Genomic DNA, 18149 nt, shown 5'->3' on the forward strand with positions numbered 1-18149 from the left:
TGCGAGGTCATCGCGGCAAACCACTGACCGCACGCGCCTGCTCCACCCCGTAGCGGTGGCCGACGCCGGTCGGGCCGTCGAGCGCGGCCAGCAGGTCGACGCTGGTCTGCAGGAAGCTGACCACCGGCAGCCACGGGACCTGGGGTACCTGCGGACCACCGAGCACGACCTCCGCGGGTTCGGCCGGGGGACGCCAGAGCGAACTCAACGACCAGCGGACCACCGGATCGCTGCGATTCGCGACGACCAGCCGCGGTGTCGCCGACACTGCGGCCACCGTTCCGGCCGGTGGTGCGGTCAGGACCGTCTCGGCGAGCAGTCCCGGGTGATGGTCCTCGAGCCAGATCCGGGCGGCGTCGGCTCCGACCGCACCAAGGCTCTGGCCGTAGAGCACCAGTCGGGGCCGGTCAGCTTCGGGCCGGCTCTCCAAAATCCTCGCCAGCTCACGGACCAGTGCGATCGACGAGTCCGTCGCCACCGCGTCGTCGGAGACGAACGCTTTCCAGGACGGGACGTCGGCGTAGGGGAGTGTCAGGATTCGGACGTCGCCGTCGAAGCGATCGCCGAAACCCGCCACCGCGGCCTGGTCGACCCAGCCCGATCCGGTGGGCACGGCCACGATCACCGCCCGCGCCGACAGTCCGTCCCCGGACACCCAAGACTGCACCAATCGTGTTGCCGGAGGAGTGAATTCCGGGGCCGAGAGCGCTCCGCGCAACAGTGTCCCGGACTCGGAGACGGCGACGGTCCGCGGCAGCGGTTGCGCCTCGTCGGCACCCGCAGAGGCGGGAGTGAGGAGACCCGCGGCGAGCGCGACCGCGGACGCCGCGACTACTGCGGTGACGCGCGGGACCAGGACGATCGCGGCAACGATTGCGAGGGGTGCCAGTGTTGCCCCGGCCCACCAGTCGGGGCCGGTCGGCGCCGCTTCGAGGGCGGCGCGGATCAGGTTCTGCCACCACACCGCCAGTCCCGCACCGCCGGCCGCGACGAGCACGCCGATACCTAGAATGACACGCCGGGTCTGCCGATCCGGTAGCCCCCGGTGGCGGGATGACCTCTGTGCCAACAACTTTCCGACGGCAGCACCCAGCGCCGTGACGCCGGTCGCCACGATCGTGGTCGTCGTCGCATCGCGCGGTAGCGTGCCGGGATAGAGGGCGACAAGGTATGCGAAGACGACGCTGACCACGAGGACGGGGTGAGGCAGATGTCGACCGGTCCGCGTCGACGATGTTGTGGGCGTGGACATCACGAGAGCTCCTCGGTGTCGGTCTCGGTGCGCGGATCCCGGTCGACGAGTGCACGGTCGACCGTGGTGGACACCAATTGCGGGATCGTTTCCTGCTGGGTCGGTGCTCCGCCGTACTGGCGCCAGGTGTTCCAGGCCAAACCGACCCGGGCGATGCGCGCCGCGGCGTCGCACACCGGGTTGCTGCACGAGCGCTGCATCGAGTCGATCAGCATGCGGTCGAGGGCGAATCGCGCCCACGATCCCAGCGGACGACCGTCAGCGGCGGCTGCGCGCAGCAGGTCGTAGCCGAGATCATGTGTGCGGCAGAGAGGGGTGAACCGGTCGGGGAGCGGCACCGGGGACGAGCAGTCGCCGTCCGGGTCGACGGGCACACCCGAGACGACGGTCGGTATGTAGCCCATGTGCGCGTCGAAGGTCGTGGGCAGTACGTCCATCATCGTGGACGGGACCGGCCCCGTCAGCGCCACGACGGCGGCGGCGTACGGGTTGTCGGCGTCCTCGGGAAGGGGGACGACCACACCCGTAGACGAACCGACATCACCGGCGACCGCGTGCGCCGTCGACATCCACTGCCCGACAACGAGAACGATCAGTGTCAGTGCGGCCACCAGCCAGCGAACCAGACGTCGTAGACGTCTGGGATCGGTGTGATCAGCGGGTCGAGAAGCGTTGTCCGAAGGCCATTTCCGCAGTGGTCCGGGAAGGTTCATGGACATTGACGCTAGGTAGCGCAACCACCTCGCCACATCGCTCCGACGGGCGGTTCCCGCTCATCGGTGGGGGGTGGGGTTTCGGTGCCATGCCCCTACTCGGGAACGGGGGCGTCTCCCCCGAAAGTATGAGGACTGCCGGTCCCCACCGGGCCTAGGGTGAACCTCATGTTCGGTTTACGCAAGCACTTGCGCGCGGCCGGCGGCGACTTCGTTGACTGGGCGTCCACCGCGCCCGTCGCCCAGGATCCCGCGGTGCGTGCCTATTTCACCTCGCGGGTCAATTGGTTCTTCCTGGTCGTCGCCCTGATCATGTACTCGATCGCCTGGCCGACGCTGCCCGTGACACATTCCGTGCCCGCCTTCCTGCTGCCCCTCGTCTCGGCGTTCGCGGCACTGCCGATCGCGCTGGCCTGGTCGGCGCCGCTGGTCGGCTGGGCGATCTCGGTGGTCTCGGCACAGGTCATCGGCTTGATCGTGCCGACGCACGGCGGGTGGGAACTGACCATTCAGGTCACCCACTTCATCGAGTTGCTCGTGCTGACCTTCATGGTGATGCTCCGCTGTCCGCTGCGGTGGGTACCGGTGGTCTGGCTGACGACGTCCCTCGTCGTCGCCTACGCGGTTCACCCGGCGTGGATCGTCGGGATCTCGGTGCTCGCCGTGGTCGTGGCACTCCTGCGTGGACTGATGGCATCGCGTCGACAACTCGCCGCGCGCACGAAGCAAACCGAGGAGGCCGAGGCGGAGTCTGCAGTTCTGCAGGAGCGTGCTCGCATCGCGCGGGATCTGCATGACGTGGTGGCGCACCGGATGTCGATGGTCGTCGTCATGTCGCAGACCGCGCGATACCGGATCGACGACGTCTCACCCGCTGCGGCAGCCGAATTCGACGCCATCGCCGATGCCGCCCGCACCTCGCTCGACGAGGTCCGGCAGCTGCTCGGGGTGCTGCGGGTCGAGGGTGCCGAGAGTGTCGCGGCCCCCAATCCGGGTTTGGCGCAGATCGATTCGCTCGTCGCCGAGACCCGACGCGCCGGGTCCGACGTCACGCTGACCCGCGAGGTGGACGATGCCGTGGTCGGGGAGTCGGCAGCACTGGTGATCTACCGGATCATCCAGGAGTCGCTGGCCAACGCCACCCGGCACGCGCCGGGCAGCCGCACCCTGGTGAGCGTCACCCCGGGGGATGGCGGCACCGTCGAGGTGGCCGTGGTCAATTCGGCCCCGACGGCCGAACCCCTCGGGATCGGCGGCAACGGCGTCGGCATACCCGGAATGCTCGAACGTGCGCAGGCAGTGGGTGGTTCGCTCCTCGCGGCACCGACGGTCGAGGGCGGCTTCGCGGTGCGCGCGCGTATCCCGGCGACACCGCCGCGCGACGGCGTCCTTCCCGACGCGGCCTCCTCCATCGGCACGCCGAAGGTCCCCTCGCCGGCCTCCGACCAGTAGCCTGTCAGGCGTGCCGATCAACGCGGAACCGCAACAAGCACAGGGGAGCTCCGGCCCGATCACGGTCGTCATCGCCGACGATCAGGCGATGGTCCGGCAGGGCTTCTCGGCTCTTCTCGCCGCCCAGCCGGACCTGTCCGTGCTCGGCGACGCGGCCGACGGCGTAGAGGCGGTCGAGGTGTGCAAGCGGGTGCGGCCCGACGTCGTCCTGATGGATGTGCGGATGCCGCGCAAGGACGGACTCTGGGCTGCCGAGCAGATCCTGTCGGCAGGACTCGAACCGCAGACGCGCGTGCTGATGCTCACCACCTTCGACATCGACGACTACGTCTACGAGGCATTGCGGATCGGCGCGTCGGGGTTCCTGCTCAAGGACGCGCCGGCCGATGAACTAGTGCGTGCGGTGCGGGTGGTCGCCGCCGGTGAGGCGCTGCTCGCGCCGTCGATCACCAAGCGACTCATCACCGAGGTGACCTCACGGCGTCGACGCCCCGCCCGGAACCCCGCGCTGGAACACCTGACGCCGCGGGAGCGGGAGGTGCTCGACCTCGTGGCCGACGGCAAGTCGAACGCCGAGATCGGCGCCGACCTCTATGTCACCGAACAGACCGTTAAGACCCATGTGAGTAGTCTTCTGGGCAAGCTGCGACTGCGGGACCGTGCGCAGGCGGTCGTGTTCGCCTACGAGAACGGCATCAAGTGAATTCGTGCTCAGCGGGGAGGACACCCGCGCACTAGATTGGGTGTGTTCGTCGCGTTCGACAGGGAGGGTCTCACCACATGGCCAAGAGATTCGGCATTCTCACCTCCGGTGGTGACTGCCCCGGTCTGAATGCCGTCATCCGCGGTGCGGTGCTCAAGGGTGAAACCGTCTACGGCCACGAGTTCGTCGGTTTCAAGGACGGCTGGGCGGGTCTGGTCTACGGCGACATCATGGAACTCAACCGCTCGACGGTCCGCGGTCTGTCCCATGAGGGCGGAACGATTCTCGGCACGAGCCGATTCGGTCCCTACACCGAACCCGACGGTGGGCCCGACAACATCAAGAAGGTGCTCAAGAACCTCGGTATCGACGGGGTCATCGCGATCGGCGGCGACGGCACAGCCGCGGCGTCGAAGCGTCTGTTCGACGACGGCATCAACATCGTCGGCGTCCCCAAGACCATCGACAACGACATCGATGCCACCGACTACACGTTCGGGTTCAACACCGCGGTCGAGATCGCGACGGAGGCCATCGACCGCCTGCGCACCACCGGCAACTCGCACAAGCGGTGCATGGTGCTCGAGGTCATGGGTCGTCACGCCGGGTGGATCGCGCTGCACTCGGGCATCGCCGGCGGCGCGCACGTGATCCTCATCCCGGAGAACCCCGAGAGCCTCGACCAGATCTGCGCCTGGGTGACCAGCGTCAAGGCACGCGGACGTTCGCCGATGGTCGTCGTCGCCGAGGGCTTCAAGCTCCCCGAGATGACGGAGGCGTACTCCACCAAGGGCCTCGACGGCTTCAACCGTCCGCGGCTCGGCGGCGTCGGCGAGGTGCTGGCACCGCTCATCGAGGAGCGCACCGGCATCGAGACACGGGCCACCGTGCTCGGCCACATCCAGCGCGGCGGCGTGCCGTCGGCCTACGACCGCGTCCTGGCCACTCGTATGGGCATGGCCACCGCCGACCTGGTCGCCGAGAAGGGCTGGGGCCAGATGGTCGCCCTGCACGGCACCCAGATCGACCGGATCACCTTCGACGAAGCGCTCGGGGAGCTCAAGACCGTCCCGCAGGATCAGTACAAGGAGATCCGGGTCATCTTCGGTTAGACGGGGATCACGGCTGAACGGGGATCACCGGGGCCGGTTCGCGCGGGATGATGATCCACAGCGCCAGGTAGATGAGGACCTGCGGGCCGGGCAGCAGCATCGACAGCACGAACAGGACGCGGACCAGGGTGGGGTCCCAGCCCCATCGTTCGGCGATGCCGCCGCAGACACCGCCCAGCCAGGCGTTCGAACGGGAGCGCGTCAGTCGCGGGGCGGACGAAGCGGGTTGTGCGGTGGTCATCGGGGTCTCCTGCTGATCGAGGTGGTCGGTGAACTGATGTCTCCGACGGTAGGTCCGCCGACCCGTTCCCGGCATCGGTGATCACCCTGAACGTTCCCCCGGGATATCGCCGCATAAACTGGCAGCCATGACTTCCGCCGCCGTCGAACTGTTGGAGTACGACGAGGTCATCGCCGCTTTCGATCCGGTGATGGGCCTCGAGGTGCACGTCGAGCTGGGTACCGCGACCAAGATGTTCTGCGGATGCCCCACCGACTTCGGCGCCGAGCCCAATACCCAGGTGTGCCCGGTGTGCATCGGCCTGCCCGGGTCGCTTCCGGTCGCCAACGCCAAGGCCGTCGAGTCCGCGATCCGCATCGGCCTGGCCCTGAACTGCTCGATCCGGCCGTCGAGCAAGTTCGCGCGGAAGAACTACTTCTACCCGGACCAGCCGAAGAACTACCAGATCTCGCAGTACGACGAGCCCACCTCCTACGACGGCTACCTCGACGTCCTGCTCGCCGACGGCACCACCTGGCGTGTGGAGATCGAGCGCGCGCACATGGAGGAGGACACCGGTAAGTCGCTGCACATCGGCGGCGCCACCGGTCGTATCCACGGTGCGAGCCACTCGCTGCTCGACTACAACCGCGCCGGCGTGCCGCTCGTCGAGATCGTCACCCGACCCATCGTCGGTGCGGGCGACCGCGCACCCGAGGTCGCACGTGCCTACGTGACGGCGCTCCGCGACCTGCTCAAGTCCCTCGACGTCTCGGACGTCCGGATGGACCAGGGTTCGATGCGCTGCGACGTGAACCTGTCCCTGATGGCCAAGGGCGCGAGCGAGTTCGGTACCCGTACCGAGACCAAGAACGTCAACTCGCTCAAGAGCGTCGAGGTCGCCGTCCGCTACGAGATGCGCCGCCAGGCCGCGATCCTGCAGGCCGGTGGCGAGATCGTGCAGGAGACCCGCCACTTCCACGAGACCGACGGCACCACCTCCGCCGGTCGCCGCAAGGAGACCGCCGAGGACTACCGCTACTTCCCGGAGCCCGATCTGCCTCCGGTCCAGCCGGATTCGGCGTGGATCGAGGAACTGCGCGCGACGCTGCCCGAGCTGCCGTGGCTGCGCCGTGCCCGCATCCAGGAGGAGTGGGGTGTCTCCGACGAGGTCATGCGCGACCTGGTCAACGTCGGCGCCGTCGACCTGATCATCGCCACCGTCGACGCCGGTGCATCACCCGAGGCCGCCCGCGGCTGGTGGGTGTCATTCCTTGCGCAGCAGGCGAATTCGCGTGGCGTGGAGCTGGCCGACCTGTCCATCACGCCGGCGCAGGTCGCCGAGATCATCGGACTCGTCGACGAGGGCAAGCTGACCACCAAGCTGGCCCAGCAGGTCGCCACCGCGGTGCTCGACGGCGAGGGCGAGCCGAAGCAGATCGTCGCCGACCGCGGCCTCGAGGTCGTCCGCGACGACTCGGCACTGCAGAAGGCCGTCGATGACGCCCTCGCCGCCAACCCCGACATCGCCGAGAAGATCCGCGGCGGCAAGGTCCAGGCCGCGGGCAAGATCGTCGGCGATGTCATGAAGGCCACCCGCGGACAGGCCGATCCGGCGCGCGTCAAGGAACTCGTGCTCGAGGCCTGCAAGTAATCCGATAACCTGTGTGCAAGCATCGCTGCCTGAGGTGCGAGGAGCGATAGCGACGAGCCACGAAGGCCTGGTGAGAGAAGCGATCTCACGAGCCCCCTTCGCTCGCACCTCAGGGAGCGGGATCGGCGCGTTCGGCTCGCACCTCAGGGACCGGGATCGGCGCGTTCGGCTCGAACCTCAGCGGTGGGCGCCCGATCAGGTCCGGTCGTTGCCACCGCCCTGCGGGAGGAAGCGGAACACGCGGTCGTCGGTCGGCTTCGGCTTGCCGGCCTGCTTGTTGACCGTCGCCACCTGGAGAAGCCCGTTCGGCAGCGCGGCCATTCGGCCGAGCGCGCCGTAACGCTTCTCGAGCGCGACCACCGGAGGCGTGATCGTCGGGTCCTCGCGGGTGGGTTCGCGGATGCCCTCGATGCGTTGGGTGCGGGTCGTCGAGACGAAGATGCTGCCGCCCGCGACACCGCATCCGGCGATCTGCGGCTTGTCGGGCCATGTCCACAACACCTTGGGGCCGCCCTCTTCGATGACCTGCACGCGGTCCTCGGTAGCCGTCTGGTCGGCGACGTAGATGGTCCCGGAGGTTTCGTTGGGGCACAGGGCAACAGAAGATCCGAAGCCGGAGGCCAGGATTCGCGGGCGAGGGCTGACACCGGAGGTGAACGAGGTGATCAGCAAAAGCTTTCCGGCCAGCGACGACGGGTCCTCGGCCGCTGCGGGATTTCCGGCGTCACCGGTGGCGACCACCAGTTCGGTGGGCGTGCGGAAGTACATCGAGCCCATGTTCCCGGTGGCGCCCTTGGGGATTCCGGTCAGGATCGGCTTCGGCACGTCGCCGGGGGCCAGGCGCACCACCCGATTGTCCGACGGCGTCGTGATCAGCGCGTAGATCAGACGATCCTGGGAGTAGGTGGGGGAGAAGGCGAAATCGATGAGTCCGCCGTCGCCCGACGCGTCGACGGGTGCCTGACCGAGGACCCGTTCGGGGCCGTAACGCTTGGTGGTGATGATCTTTCCGGTGGTGCGTTCGGCGACCACCGTGACCTCGCCTTGCTCGTCACCGGGCATCACCCCGCCCGTCGAGGCGAGGCAGGTCGCGATCACCGCGGGGTCGGGGTCGACGCACGGGCCGGTGGGCGGGGGCTGAGTGTCCCGCGGCGTCTCCGGCGGCGGCGTCGGCTCGGCCTGACCGCTCGGACGGTTGTTGGGACTGAACGCGCCGGCCTCCCGCTGGCGGTCCTGTTCGGTGAAGTTCGCGCAGCCGCCCACGGCAAGCGCGATCACCGCCAGAACCGCCACCAGCATTCGGCCTGTCGGCCGCCCCTTCCACATGGCGTCCACAGTAATGGTGTGCCGACTCACCCCGCCGGGGTGCGGGGAGCGCACCCCGGGAGCCTCTAGAGTCGGGCTTGTGAGCGAACGCGACACGCCGAGCGACAGGGAGCCCGATACGTCGAGCCCGCCCGCGATGAGCCCCTACGACGAACCGACCGGCCAGATCCCGGTCCAGGATCATCCGCCGACCCCCGCACCGCGGCCCGAGGTCGATCGCGATGACTTCTACAACCGGCACGCACGACGGCCGGCACCGTTTGCGCGGGTCGACGAGCTGGACGACATCGATCCCGGTGATGTGGAGACCCGGCAGATCAAGGGGACTGCAGACAAGCCGCAGGCCACACCGGTTCCCGAATCTCCTCGCGCTTCGGAATCCTCCAAGACCCCCCCTCCGACCCCGCAGCCCCCTCGTGCGCCGGCAGAACCGCGCGCATCGGAGCCCGACGTCGAACCGACCGTCGCATTCGAGCGTCGCCCGGCCGGGTCCCCCGCCGCCGGGGACATCCCCGTCGGCAACGTCCCTGTCGACATCCCCGCCGACGACACCGCGACCAGGCCCGAACCCGCGCTGCCGCCGGTCGGCACCGCCCGCTACGACTTCCTCGACGAGGACGACACCGCCGGTCGCTACAGCGCGACCCCCGCCGATGCGAGCGCCGCGGACACGGCCCTGCCCGACGACGACGAGCCGGAAGGTCGGCGCCTGTTCGATCGTCGCCGGAACCGGACGCCCGAGGACGAATACGCGACCAAGTCGGTCGCCGACGACGATCTCGAGGACGCGCTCGCGAAGTCGCGGCGCGGCACCCTCGACCTCGGGCTGTTGCTGCTGCGCATCGCGCTCGGCGGTTTCGTCGGCGCGCACGGACTGCAGAAGTTGTTCGGCCTGTGGAACGGGCCGCGGCTCGGCGGTTTCGAGCAGATGCTCGTCGACGGCGGATTCAACGCCGACTACGCGCAGATCCTCGCCATCGTCGGTGCGCTGGCGGAGACGGTCGGCGGCCTCATGGTCATCCTCGGTCTTCTCACCCCGATCGGCGCGTCGGCCATCCTCGGCACGATGCTCATCGCCGCGGCGTACCGGGTGTCCTCGGCCGGCGGTTTCGAATTCTTCGCCGCCGCACAGGGAGCGGAGTACGAGCTGTTCCTCGCAGCCACCGCGGCCGCGGTCATCCTCACCGGTCCGGGCCTGTACTCACTGGACTACCCGCGCGGTTGGGCACGCCGGCCCTTCGTCGGGTCGTTCGTGTGGCTGATCGTGGGCATCGGTGCAGCCGCCGCCGTGTGGATCCTGGCGAACGGGACCAACCCGCTGAACTGAGCCGCGGCGCAGACAGAAGTGCGGGGTGCGTACCGGAATCCGGTACGCACCCCGCACTTTGTGGTTCAGCGGTCAGTCGACCTGTCGGACCGCACCCTTGTCGGCCGACGTCGCGAGCTTCGCGTACGCGCGCAGCGCGGTCGTCACGGTGCGCTCACGGTCCTTGGGCTGCCACGGGCGCTCGGAGGCCTCCATCTTCGCGCGACGCTCGGCGAGCACCTCGTCGTCGACGAGGACCTCGAGGCGACGGGTCTTGACGTCGATGAGGATCTGATCGCCGTCTTCGACGAGTCCGATCGCGCCACCGGACGCCGCCTCCGGCGACATGTGGCCGACCGACAGACCCGACGATCCGCCGGAGAACCGGCCGTCGGTGATGAGCGCGCACTTCTTGCCCATGCCGGTGCCCTTCATGAAGGCGGTCGGGTGCAGCATCTCCTGCATGCCCGGCCCGCCCGCGGGGCCCTCGTAGCGGACGACGAGAACCTCGCCGGCCTGGATGGTCTTCGACAGGATGACCTGGACGGCCTCCTCCTGGCTCTCGACCACGCGGGCCGGGCCCTCGAAGTGCCACAGGTCCTCGTCGATGCCCGCGGTTTTGAGCACGGCACCGTCGGGTGCGAGGTTGCCGCGTAGGACGCACAGCCCGCCCTCGACGGTGTAGGCGTGCTCGAGGTCGCGGATGCAGCCGCCGGCGGCGTCGGTGTCGAGCGAGCTCCACCGGTTGGCCGTCGAGAATGGGGTCGTGGTGCGCACGCCGCCCGGAGCCGCGTGGAACAGTTCGACGGCCTCGTCGGTCGCCTTGCCGCCGCGGATGTCCCAGTCGTCGAGGGCCTGCGCCAGGGTCGGGCTGTACACGGTCGACGTGGTGTCGTCGAGCAGACCGGCCCGACGCAGCTCACCGAGGATCGCGGGGATTCCGCCGGCCCGGTGGACGTCCTCCATGTGGTAGTCGGAGTTCGGGGAGACCTTCGACAGGCAGGGGACGTTGCGGCTGATCTCGTCGATGGTCGACAGATCGAAGTCGGCGACCTCGCCCTCCTGCGCCGCGGCGAGGATGTGCAGCACGGTGTTGGTCGAGCCGCCCATGGCGACGTCGAGCGCCATCGCGTTCCGGAAGGCGGCCGGGGTCGCGATGCTGCGCGGCAGCACCGACGCGTCGTCCTCTCGGTACCAGCGGTTGGCGGCCTCGATGACGACCCTGCCGGCGCGCTCGAACAGCGCACGACGCGCCTCGTGGGTGGCCAGCGTGGAGCCGTTGCCCGGCAAGGCGAGTCCGAGTGCCTCGGTGAGGCAGTTCATCGAGTTGGCGGTGAACATGCCCGAGCACGAGCCACAGGTCGGGCAGGCCGACCGCTCGACCTCGCTCAGGCCGTCCTCGTCCACGTCGCTGTTGGCCGACGCGGAGATCGCGGTGATCAGGTCGGTGGGGGCCTGGGCGACGCCGTCGACGACAACCGCCTTGCCGGCCTCCATCGGACCGCCGGACACGAAGACGGTCGGGATGTTCAGGCGCATCGCGGCATTCAGCATGCCGGGGGTGATCTTGTCGCAGTTGGAGATGCACACCAGCGCGTCGGCGGTGTGGGCGTTGACCATGTATTCGACGGAGTCGGCGATGATCTCGCGGGACGGCAGCGAGTAGAGCATGCCGCCGTGGCCCATCGCGATGCCGTCGTCGACGGCGATGGTGTGGAACTCACGCGGGACGCCGCCCGCGGCTCGCACTGCGTCGGCGACGATCTCGCCGACATCCTTGAGGTGCACGTGGCCCGGCACGAACTGCGTGTACGAGTTGGCGATCGCCACGATGGGCTTGCCGAAATCGTCGTCGGTCATACCGGTGGCTCGCCACAGGGAGCGGGCGCCGGCGGCTTCGCGGCCGACGGTGGTGGTGCGTGACCTCAAGGCAGGCATGGGTTCCTCAATATCGATCGTCGGGTCGGGCAGAGTCGGCGTCGCCGAACGGTTCGGGCACTGCTGGGCCGAAGACGTTCTGCGCGTCGGACTCTTGGCGTCAACACCGCGATCCCGGGGGTTTGTCTCACTCGGGCTGTGTGGCCCCGGGAACTGGGTTGAACGGCGTCGCACGCTGAGGGTGGGCGTCGCGAGTCGCCGAGAGACCAGGCTACTCCGCTGTGACATGCGGAAACAAAATGATTCGGACGTCACCCCGGGCCGTCGGCGCGGCGCGTCGAACTCAGATTCCCAGAACCGCCTTGGCGATGGAGAAGTAGATGATCAGGCCGGTCGCATCGCAGAACGTCGAGATGAACGGGGTGGAGAAGACCGCGGGGTCCACGCGGATGGATTTCGCGACCAGGGGCATCACGCCGCCGACGGTCGCCGCCATCGTGCAGATCGACACGATCGTCAGGCCGATGACCGCGCCGATGTCGACCCCGTAGACCAGAGCGGCGACGGCGAATCCGACGACGCCGAGCAACGAGCCCATCGTCAGTCCGACCCGGACCTCCTTGGCGGCGACCCGGACGACGTCGCGGGTGGTGACGTCATCGGTCGCGAGGGCGCGGGTGACGGTGGTGGCGGCCTGCGACCCGGTGTTGCCGCCGATGCCGGTCAGCAGCGGGATGAACAGGGCGAGGGCGACCTTCTGTTCGAGGGTGCCCTCGAAGATCTCCAGGACGTTGACGGTGAGGATCGCCGACACCGCGAGGACGAACAACCACACGATGCGGGCGCGGGTGATCGACAGGATCGAGGCGTGCAGGTACGGCTCGCGAAGCGGTTCGCGCGCACCGGCACGGGCCTCGTCGGTGTCGCGGGCCTGTTCGACGACCTCGACCGCGTCGTCGATGGTGAGCACACCGACCAGCCGGTTGTCGCGATCGACCACCGGCATCGCGAGTATGCCGCGGTCGATGCATCGCTGGGCGGTGGACTGGGCGTCGTCGTCGACGTGGGCGAACATCGGCTTGTTCATCAGCTCGGCGACCGGTGCGTCGGGTTCGGCGAGGAGAAGGTCGCGGAGGCTGACGACACCACACAGCGCACGCGCATCGTCGAGGACGGGCACGGTGTAGATCGTCTCGGCAGCGTGACCGCGGTCCTTGACCCGGGTGAGGGCGGCGTCGGCGGTCTCGTCGCGCCGGGCGTGGACGAACTCGGGACTCATCCGACGCCCGACCGAACCGCGCGGGTAACCGAGCACGACGGCGGTGACGTCGCGTTCGCCCGGGGTGAGTTGCTGGATGAGGGCCCGGGCGACGCCGGCGGGAAGTTCGTCGAGGAGTTCGGCGCGGTCGTCGGGGTCGAGGTGATCGAATGCCGCCGCCACCTCGACCATCCCGAGATCATCGATGAGCCGACGCTGGGAGCCCGAGGAGAGATCGTCGAAGACCTCGACGGCGAGATCCTTCGGGAGAAGACGGAAGGCCACACCCCGCGCTTGATGCGAGAGACGATCGAGGAGTGCCGCGATGTCGCCGGCGGGCAGCGCCGAGAGCGCGGTCGCGGCCGCGCCGAGTTGCCCGTCGGAGATCAGGTCGTCGAGTTGGTTCGCGTCGAGCGTCGCGTAGGTCACCCGACGAGCCTATCGGCTGCTGTCGTCGTCAAAGCCGTTCGCGCAGCGACGATTCTGTGCCGCCGGGACCCATCGGACCTACTTGTCGCGGTTCGCGGCGGCCTCGAACGGGTCCGGGATGCGGCCCTTACTCACCACGTTCAGCACGGGGAGATCGCGAAATCCGATGGCGGGCAACTTGATCCGCTGGCCGTCGGGGCGGACCGCCCGGACCGAACTCCACTTGGGGAACTGTAGGCCGGCGATCTCGGACCAGGGCAGTTCGGTCGTGGACAGGCCGCCCACTGCGCGGAGTCCGTCCTCGGTGACGATCGTGCGGAGGCGGTGAATCCACATGTACAGCGCCACCGGTACGACGAAGAGGAAGGCGAACCAGTACGAGGCGCCGAGCAGCAGGACCACCACGAGCGCGACCATCGGCACCGTGAAGTAGGCGACACGGTTGATGCGGAAGACCACGGGGTAGGGGATCTCCGCAGAGTCGTCGGGTGTCGAGGCGGCGGGGTCGCTGGAATCAGTCGGCACACGTCCATTGTGCCAACCCGGCCACGACGAACGCGGCGTCGGGTCTACCCGGCAGTAGTCGGTGAGACGTCCGTCACCACCAGTGCGTTCTCATCATGTGGGACGGCATGGTCCGGAGTTTGACTCAGAACGACGCGCGGTCCTACCGTGATCTACGTGATGACAAACGGGATCCTCGTAGTAATCGGCTGGCGCGTCGCCTGACCGGTCACTTCACAGACCCCTACCGGCATCGACGCGCCACCCTCGAACAGCGGAAGCTGTCGGGGGTTTTTTCATGTCAGGTAGTCACATCACCCAACCACCGAAATACAGACAAGATGAGGATCGTGCAGTGAGCGCACCAACAGCACGCACCGACGCCGGCCGCAATGAGCCGACGCGTAACGCCGGACTGCGTCAGCAGTCTCCCGCGGCGGGCAACCTCCGTGCGGTAGGTCAGCACACCGTCGCGCCGGAGCGCGTCAGCGGTGCGCAGTCTGTGGTCCGATCCCTCGAGGAGCTCGGTGTCGAGGTCGTCTTCGGCATCCCCGGCGGCGCGGTCCTGCCGGTCTACGACCCGCTGCTCGACTCCACCAAGGTCCGCCATGTCCTCGTGCGCCACGAGCAGGGTGCCGGCCACGCCGCCACCGGCTACGCGCAGGTCGCGGGTCGCGCCGGCGTCATGATGGCGACCTCTGGCCCGGGTGCCACCAACCTGGTGACCCCGCTGGCCGATGCGCAGATGGACTCCGTGCCCGTCGTTGCGATCACCGGCCAGGTCGGCCGCTCGCTGATCGGCACCGACGCCTTCCAGGAAGCTGACATCTCCGGCATCACCATGCCGATCACGAAGCACAACTTCCTGGTCAGCCGCGCCATCGACATCCCGAAGACCATCGCCGAGGCATTCCACATCGCCGAGAGCGGCCGTCCCGGTGCGGTTCTCGTCGACATCCCCAAGGACATCCTGCAGAGCCAGACCACGTTCTCGTGGCCGCCGCAGATCGACCTGCCCGGCTACCGTCCGGTCACCAAGCCGCACGGCAAGCAGGTCCGCGAGGCGGCTCGTCTGATCAACGCCGCCAAATCACCGGTCCTCTACGTCGGTGGCGGCGTCATCAAGGCCAACGCGTCCGAGGAGCTGCTCGAGCTCGCCGAGCTGACCGGCATCCCGGTCGTCACGACCCTGATGGCGCGCGGCGCGTTCCCCGACAGCCACGACCAGCACCTGGGCATGCCGGGTATGCACGGCACCGTCGCGGCCGTGGGTGCCCTGCAGCGCAGCGATCTGCTGATCACCCTCGGCGCCCGGTTCGACGACCGCGTGACCGGCCAGCTCGATTCGTTCGCGCCCGACGCCAAGGTCATCCATGCCGACATCGACCCGGCGGAGATCGGCAAGAACCGTCCGGTCGACGTGCCGATCGTCGGCGACTGCAAGGCGGTCATCGCCGAGCTGACCGAGACGCTGCGCGACGAGCGGGCGACCACCGGCACCACGCCGGACCTGTCGGAGTGGTGGACCTACCTCGACGGCATCCGCAAGACCTACCCGCTGAGCTACGACCGTCAGACCGACGGTTCGATGTCGCCGGAGTTCGTCATCCAGGCGCTGGGCAAGGCTGCCGGACCCGACGCGGTGTACTGTGCCGGCGTCGGCCAGCACCAGATGTGGGCCGCTCAGTTCATCTCCTACGAGAAGCCGCGCACCTGGCTCAACTCCGGTGGTCTGGGCACGATGGGTTACGCGGTGCCCGCCGCCATGGGCGCCAAGGCCGCCGCACCCGACACCGAGGTGTGGGCGATCGACGGCGACGGCTGCTTCCAGATGACCAACCAGGAACTGGCCACCTGCGCGATCGAGGGCATCCCGATCAAGGTCGCGCTGATCAACAACGGCAACCTGGGCATGGTCCGCCAGTGGCAGACCCTCTTCTACGAGGAGCGCTACTCCAACACCGACCTCGCCACCCACTCTCGGATGATCCCGGACTTCGTGAAGCTGGCAGAGGCGTTGGGCTGCGTCGCATTCCGCGTCGAGCGTGAGGAGGACGTCGACGACGTCATCGCGCAGGCACGTGCGATCAACGACCGCCCGGTCGTCATCGACTTCATCGTCGGCAAGGACGCCCAGGTGTGGCCGATGGTCGCCGCGGGCACGGGCAACGACGAGATCATGGCGGCCCGCAACATCCGGCCGCTGTTCGACGACGACGAGTCGGCGTCGGACCCGGTCGAGATCCACGAGACGATGAACGCCCCCCGCGGGACCGTCGACCAGCAGGTCGACAACGCTCCGGCCGACCGCGCAGCAGAGAAGGACCAGAAGTGAGCACCACCCACACCCTCAGCGTCCTGGTCGAGGACCGGCCGGGCGTCCTGGCCCGTGTCTCCGGATTGTTCTCGCGTCGCGGGTTCAACATCGAGTCGTTGGCCGTCGGACCGACCGAACTCAAAGGGATCTCGCGGATGACCATCATGGTCTCCGTCGAGGACTTCCCGCTCGAGCAGGTCACCAAGCAGCTCAACAAGCTGGTGAACGTGATCAAGATCGTCGAGCAGGACCCGGCCAACTCGGTGTCCCGCGAGCTGATGATGGTCAAGGTCCGTTCGGATTCGACCGTGCGCACCGAGGTCATCGAGGTGGTGAACCTGTTCCGCGCCAAGGTCATCGACGTGTCGCCGGAGTCCCTCACCATCGAGGCCACCGGTACGTCGGAGAAGCTCGAGGCCCTGCTCCGGATGCTCGATCCTTACGGCATCCGCGAGATCGCCCAGTCCGGCGCCGTTGCGCTCGGACGCGGACCGAAGAGCATGTCGGCCAACCGCTGACCGTAGACTGCTGTTAACAGCGGCGAAGAATTTATATGTCCCTCGGCGAGAGAGAGAATCGCGAGGGGCGCCACAAATCGAAGGGAAACAAAGTGGCCATCGAACTGTTCTACGACGACGACGCAGATCTGTCGATCATCCAGGGTCGCAAGGTCGCGGTGATCGGCTATGGCAGCCAGGGCCATGCGCATTCGCTGTCGCTGCGCGACTCGGGCGTCGACGTCGTCATCGGCCTGCGTGAGGGTTCCAAGTCCAAGGCCAAGGCCGAGGAGCAGGGCCTCAAGGTGCTGACCGCTTCCGAGGCCGCGGCCTGGGCCGACGTCATCATGGTCCTCGCACCCGACACCTCGCAGGCACAGATCTTCACCGAGGACATCGAGCCGAACCTCAAGGACGGCGACGCGCTGTTCTTCGGTCACGGCCTGAACATCCACTTCGGTCTGATCAAGGCTCCGGAGAACGTCACCGTCGCCATGGTCGCGCCGAAGGGCCCCGGCCACCTCGTTCGTCGTCAGTTCGTCGACGGCAAGGGTGTTCCCGCGCTCATCGCGGTCGCCCAGGATCCGAAGGGTGAGGGCCAGGCTCTCGCCCTCAGCTACGCCAGCGCCATCGGCGGTGGCCGCGCCGGAATCATCAAGACCACCTTCAAGGAAGAGACCGAGACCGACCTCTTCGGTGAGCAGGCTGTGCTCTGCGGTGGCACCGAGGAACTGGTCAAGGCCGGCTTCGAGGTCATGGTCGAGGCCGGTTACGCACCGGAGATGGCCTACTTCGAGGTGCTGCACGAGCTCAAGCTCATCGTCGACCTCATGTACGAGGGTGGCATCGCCCGCATGAACTACTCGGTCTCCGACACCGCCGAGTTCGGTGGCTACATCTCGGGCCCGCGCGTCATCGACGCCGACACCAAGGAGCGCATGCGCGCCATCCTGAAGGACATCCAGGACGGCACCTTCGTCAAGCGCCTCGTCGCCAACGTCGAGGGCGGCAACAAGGAGCTCGAGGGCCTGCGCAAGCAGAACGCCGAGCACCCGATCGAGGTCACCGGCAAGAAGCTGCGCGACCTGATGAGCTGGGTTGATCGTCCGATCACCGAGACCGCCTGAGTCTAAGCATTTCTTACGATCGGCCCCCGGGATTTCCCGGGGGCCGATCGGCTTTTAGGCCACGGTCGACCGGGACCGGCTGTGAATGGCCTGTGACGTGATGTTGCAGGGGACTGCTACCGTCACCTGCGAACATCAATGGGGGTGTGATGCGGGTAGATTCTGGGGTGCTCCAATCGCTTGCCAACCAAGCCGACGACGCTGCTTCGGCTCTTGTGGCAGCTGATCTCGGAGACAAGGCGCGACTCGCTGCGGATTGTGTCGACGGTTCGGCGACGCAGTGGGCTGCACGACTCGTTGCTTTGGAGCTTCGGTCGCGGGCGGAGTCGATTTCCGACAGTCTGAGCTCCATCGGAAACGCAGTTCGAGGCGCCGGGCAATACGTTTGAGGTCGAGGACGC

The 18149-nt window shown here is 68.0% G+C and carries 15 protein-coding genes; 8 read left to right on the forward strand and 7 right to left on the reverse strand.

Features of this window, described 5'->3' with window-relative positions:
* Positions 1-7: 7 nt before the first annotated feature.
* Positions 8-1252 (reverse strand): alpha/beta-hydrolase family protein, encoded by a 1245-nt coding sequence (locus GONAM_RS05005; RefSeq protein ID WP_006865694.1) that lies wholly within the window; start codon positions 1250-1252, stop codon positions 8-10.
* Positions 1252-1863 (reverse strand): hypothetical protein, encoded by a 612-nt coding sequence (locus tag GONAM_RS05010; protein ID WP_006865695.1) that lies wholly within the window; start codon positions 1861-1863, stop codon positions 1252-1254. Before GONAM_RS05010 ends, GONAM_RS05005 begins: the two co-directional genes overlap by 1 nt.
* 270 nt (positions 1864-2133) lie before the next feature.
* Between GONAM_RS05010 and GONAM_RS05015 the strand changes: the two genes are divergently transcribed.
* The 3 genes from GONAM_RS05015 (at position 2134) to GONAM_RS05025 (ending at position 5232) form a co-directional block, all read left to right on the forward strand.
* Complete coding sequence (locus GONAM_RS05015) at positions 2134-3417, forward strand: sensor histidine kinase (protein ID WP_006865696.1); 1284 nt, start codon at positions 2134-2136, stop codon at positions 3415-3417.
* 10 nt (positions 3418-3427) lie between these two features.
* Positions 3428-4120, forward strand: a complete 693-nt coding sequence (locus tag GONAM_RS05020; protein ID WP_006865697.1) for a response regulator — start codon at positions 3428-3430, stop codon at positions 4118-4120.
* Positions 4121-4197: 77 nt separating this feature from the next.
* Complete coding sequence (locus GONAM_RS05025) at positions 4198-5232, forward strand: 6-phosphofructokinase (protein ID WP_006865698.1); 1035 nt, start codon at positions 4198-4200, stop codon at positions 5230-5232.
* 7 nt (positions 5233-5239) lie between these two features.
* Here the strand turns inward: GONAM_RS05025 and GONAM_RS05030 are convergent, their stop codons facing one another.
* On the reverse strand, positions 5240-5473 hold the full coding sequence (locus GONAM_RS05030; RefSeq protein WP_006865699.1) for a PspC domain-containing protein: 234 nt from the start codon (positions 5471-5473) through the stop codon (positions 5240-5242).
* A 127-nt stretch (positions 5474-5600) separates the two neighbouring features.
* Here GONAM_RS05030 and gatB point away from each other — a divergent pair, with 127 nt between their 5' ends.
* On the forward strand, positions 5601-7106 hold the full coding sequence (gatB, locus tag GONAM_RS05035; RefSeq protein WP_006865700.1) for an Asp-tRNA(Asn)/Glu-tRNA(Gln) amidotransferase subunit GatB: 1506 nt from the start codon (positions 5601-5603) through the stop codon (positions 7104-7106).
* 195 nt (positions 7107-7301) lie between these two features.
* On the opposite strand, the gene GONAM_RS05040 is transcribed toward gatB, so the two are convergent.
* Positions 7302-8405, reverse strand: coding sequence for a PQQ-dependent sugar dehydrogenase (locus GONAM_RS05040; protein WP_006865701.1), 1104 nt, complete (start codon positions 8403-8405; stop codon positions 7302-7304).
* 106 nt (positions 8406-8511) lie between these two features.
* Here GONAM_RS05040 and GONAM_RS05045 point away from each other — a divergent pair, with 106 nt between their 5' ends.
* Positions 8512-9759 carry a DoxX family protein gene (locus GONAM_RS05045; RefSeq protein ID WP_040535430.1) on the forward strand — a complete coding sequence of 416 codons (1248 nt, stop codon included), beginning with the start codon at positions 8512-8514 and terminating at the stop codon, positions 9757-9759.
* A gap of 72 nt (positions 9760-9831) precedes the next feature.
* Here the strand turns inward: GONAM_RS05045 and ilvD are convergent, their stop codons facing one another.
* The 3 genes from ilvD to GONAM_RS05060 all read right to left on the reverse strand — a co-directional run bounded on the left by ilvD (position 9832) and on the right by GONAM_RS05060 (position 13828).
* Positions 9832-11676: a dihydroxy-acid dehydratase gene (ilvD, locus tag GONAM_RS05050; protein WP_006865703.1), complete on the reverse strand. Its 1845-nt coding sequence runs from the start codon at positions 11674-11676 to the stop codon at positions 9832-9834.
* Between the two features lie 283 nt (positions 11677-11959).
* Entirely contained in the window at positions 11960-13303 is a 1344-nt protein-coding gene (mgtE, locus tag GONAM_RS05055; RefSeq protein WP_006865704.1) for a magnesium transporter, read from the reverse strand.
* A 78-nt stretch (positions 13304-13381) separates the two neighbouring features.
* A complete protein-coding gene (locus GONAM_RS05060) occupies positions 13382-13828 on the reverse strand; it encodes a PH domain-containing protein (RefSeq protein WP_006865705.1) in 447 nt (148 codons plus the stop codon).
* A 334-nt stretch (positions 13829-14162) separates the two neighbouring features.
* Between GONAM_RS05060 and GONAM_RS05065 the strand changes: the two genes are divergently transcribed.
* The 3 genes from GONAM_RS05065 to ilvC all read left to right on the forward strand — a co-directional run bounded on the left by GONAM_RS05065 (position 14163) and on the right by ilvC (position 17748).
* Positions 14163-16142: an acetolactate synthase large subunit gene (locus GONAM_RS05065; protein WP_006865706.1), complete on the forward strand. Its 1980-nt coding sequence runs from the start codon at positions 14163-14165 to the stop codon at positions 16140-16142.
* Positions 16139-16642: an acetolactate synthase small subunit gene (ilvN, locus tag GONAM_RS05070; RefSeq protein ID WP_005199381.1), complete on the forward strand. Its 504-nt coding sequence runs from the start codon at positions 16139-16141 to the stop codon at positions 16640-16642. The genes GONAM_RS05065 and ilvN overlap by 4 nt, the downstream gene beginning before the upstream one ends.
* Positions 16643-16734: 92 nt before the next feature.
* On the forward strand, positions 16735-17748 hold the full coding sequence (gene ilvC, locus GONAM_RS05075) for a ketol-acid reductoisomerase (protein WP_039880683.1): 1014 nt from the start codon (positions 16735-16737) through the stop codon (positions 17746-17748).
* Positions 17749-18149 lie beyond the last annotated feature (401 nt).

The organism is Gordonia namibiensis NBRC 108229 (assembly GCF_000298235.1).
GTDB classification, from domain to species: Bacteria; Actinomycetota; Actinomycetes; order Mycobacteriales; family Mycobacteriaceae; genus Gordonia; species Gordonia namibiensis.

What these genes read in the sequence shown, in the direction of transcription:
- ilvD (WP_006865703.1), bottom strand. Translation starts at nt 11,676, where the DNA reads ATGCCTGCCTTGAGGTCACGCACCACCACCGTCGGCCGCGAAGCCGCC.
- GONAM_RS05025 (WP_006865698.1), top strand. Translation starts at nt 4,198, where the DNA reads ATGGCCAAGAGATTCGGCATTCTCACCTCCGGTGGTGACTGCCCCGGT.
- GONAM_RS05030 (WP_006865699.1), bottom strand. Translation starts at nt 5,473, where the DNA reads ATGACCACCGCACAACCCGCTTCGTCCGCCCCGCGACTGACGCGCTCC.
- GONAM_RS05040 (WP_006865701.1), bottom strand. Translation starts at nt 8,405, where the DNA reads ATGCTGGTGGCGGTTCTGGCGGTGATCGCGCTTGCCGTGGGCGGCTGC.
- GONAM_RS05015 (WP_006865696.1), top strand. Translation starts at nt 2,134, where the DNA reads ATGTTCGGTTTACGCAAGCACTTGCGCGCGGCCGGCGGCGACTTCGTT.
- gatB (WP_006865700.1), top strand. Translation starts at nt 5,601, where the DNA reads ATGACTTCCGCCGCCGTCGAACTGTTGGAGTACGACGAGGTCATCGCC.
- GONAM_RS05005 (WP_006865694.1), bottom strand. Translation starts at nt 1,252, where the DNA reads ATGTCCACGCCCACAACATCGTCGACGCGGACCGGTCGACATCTGCCT.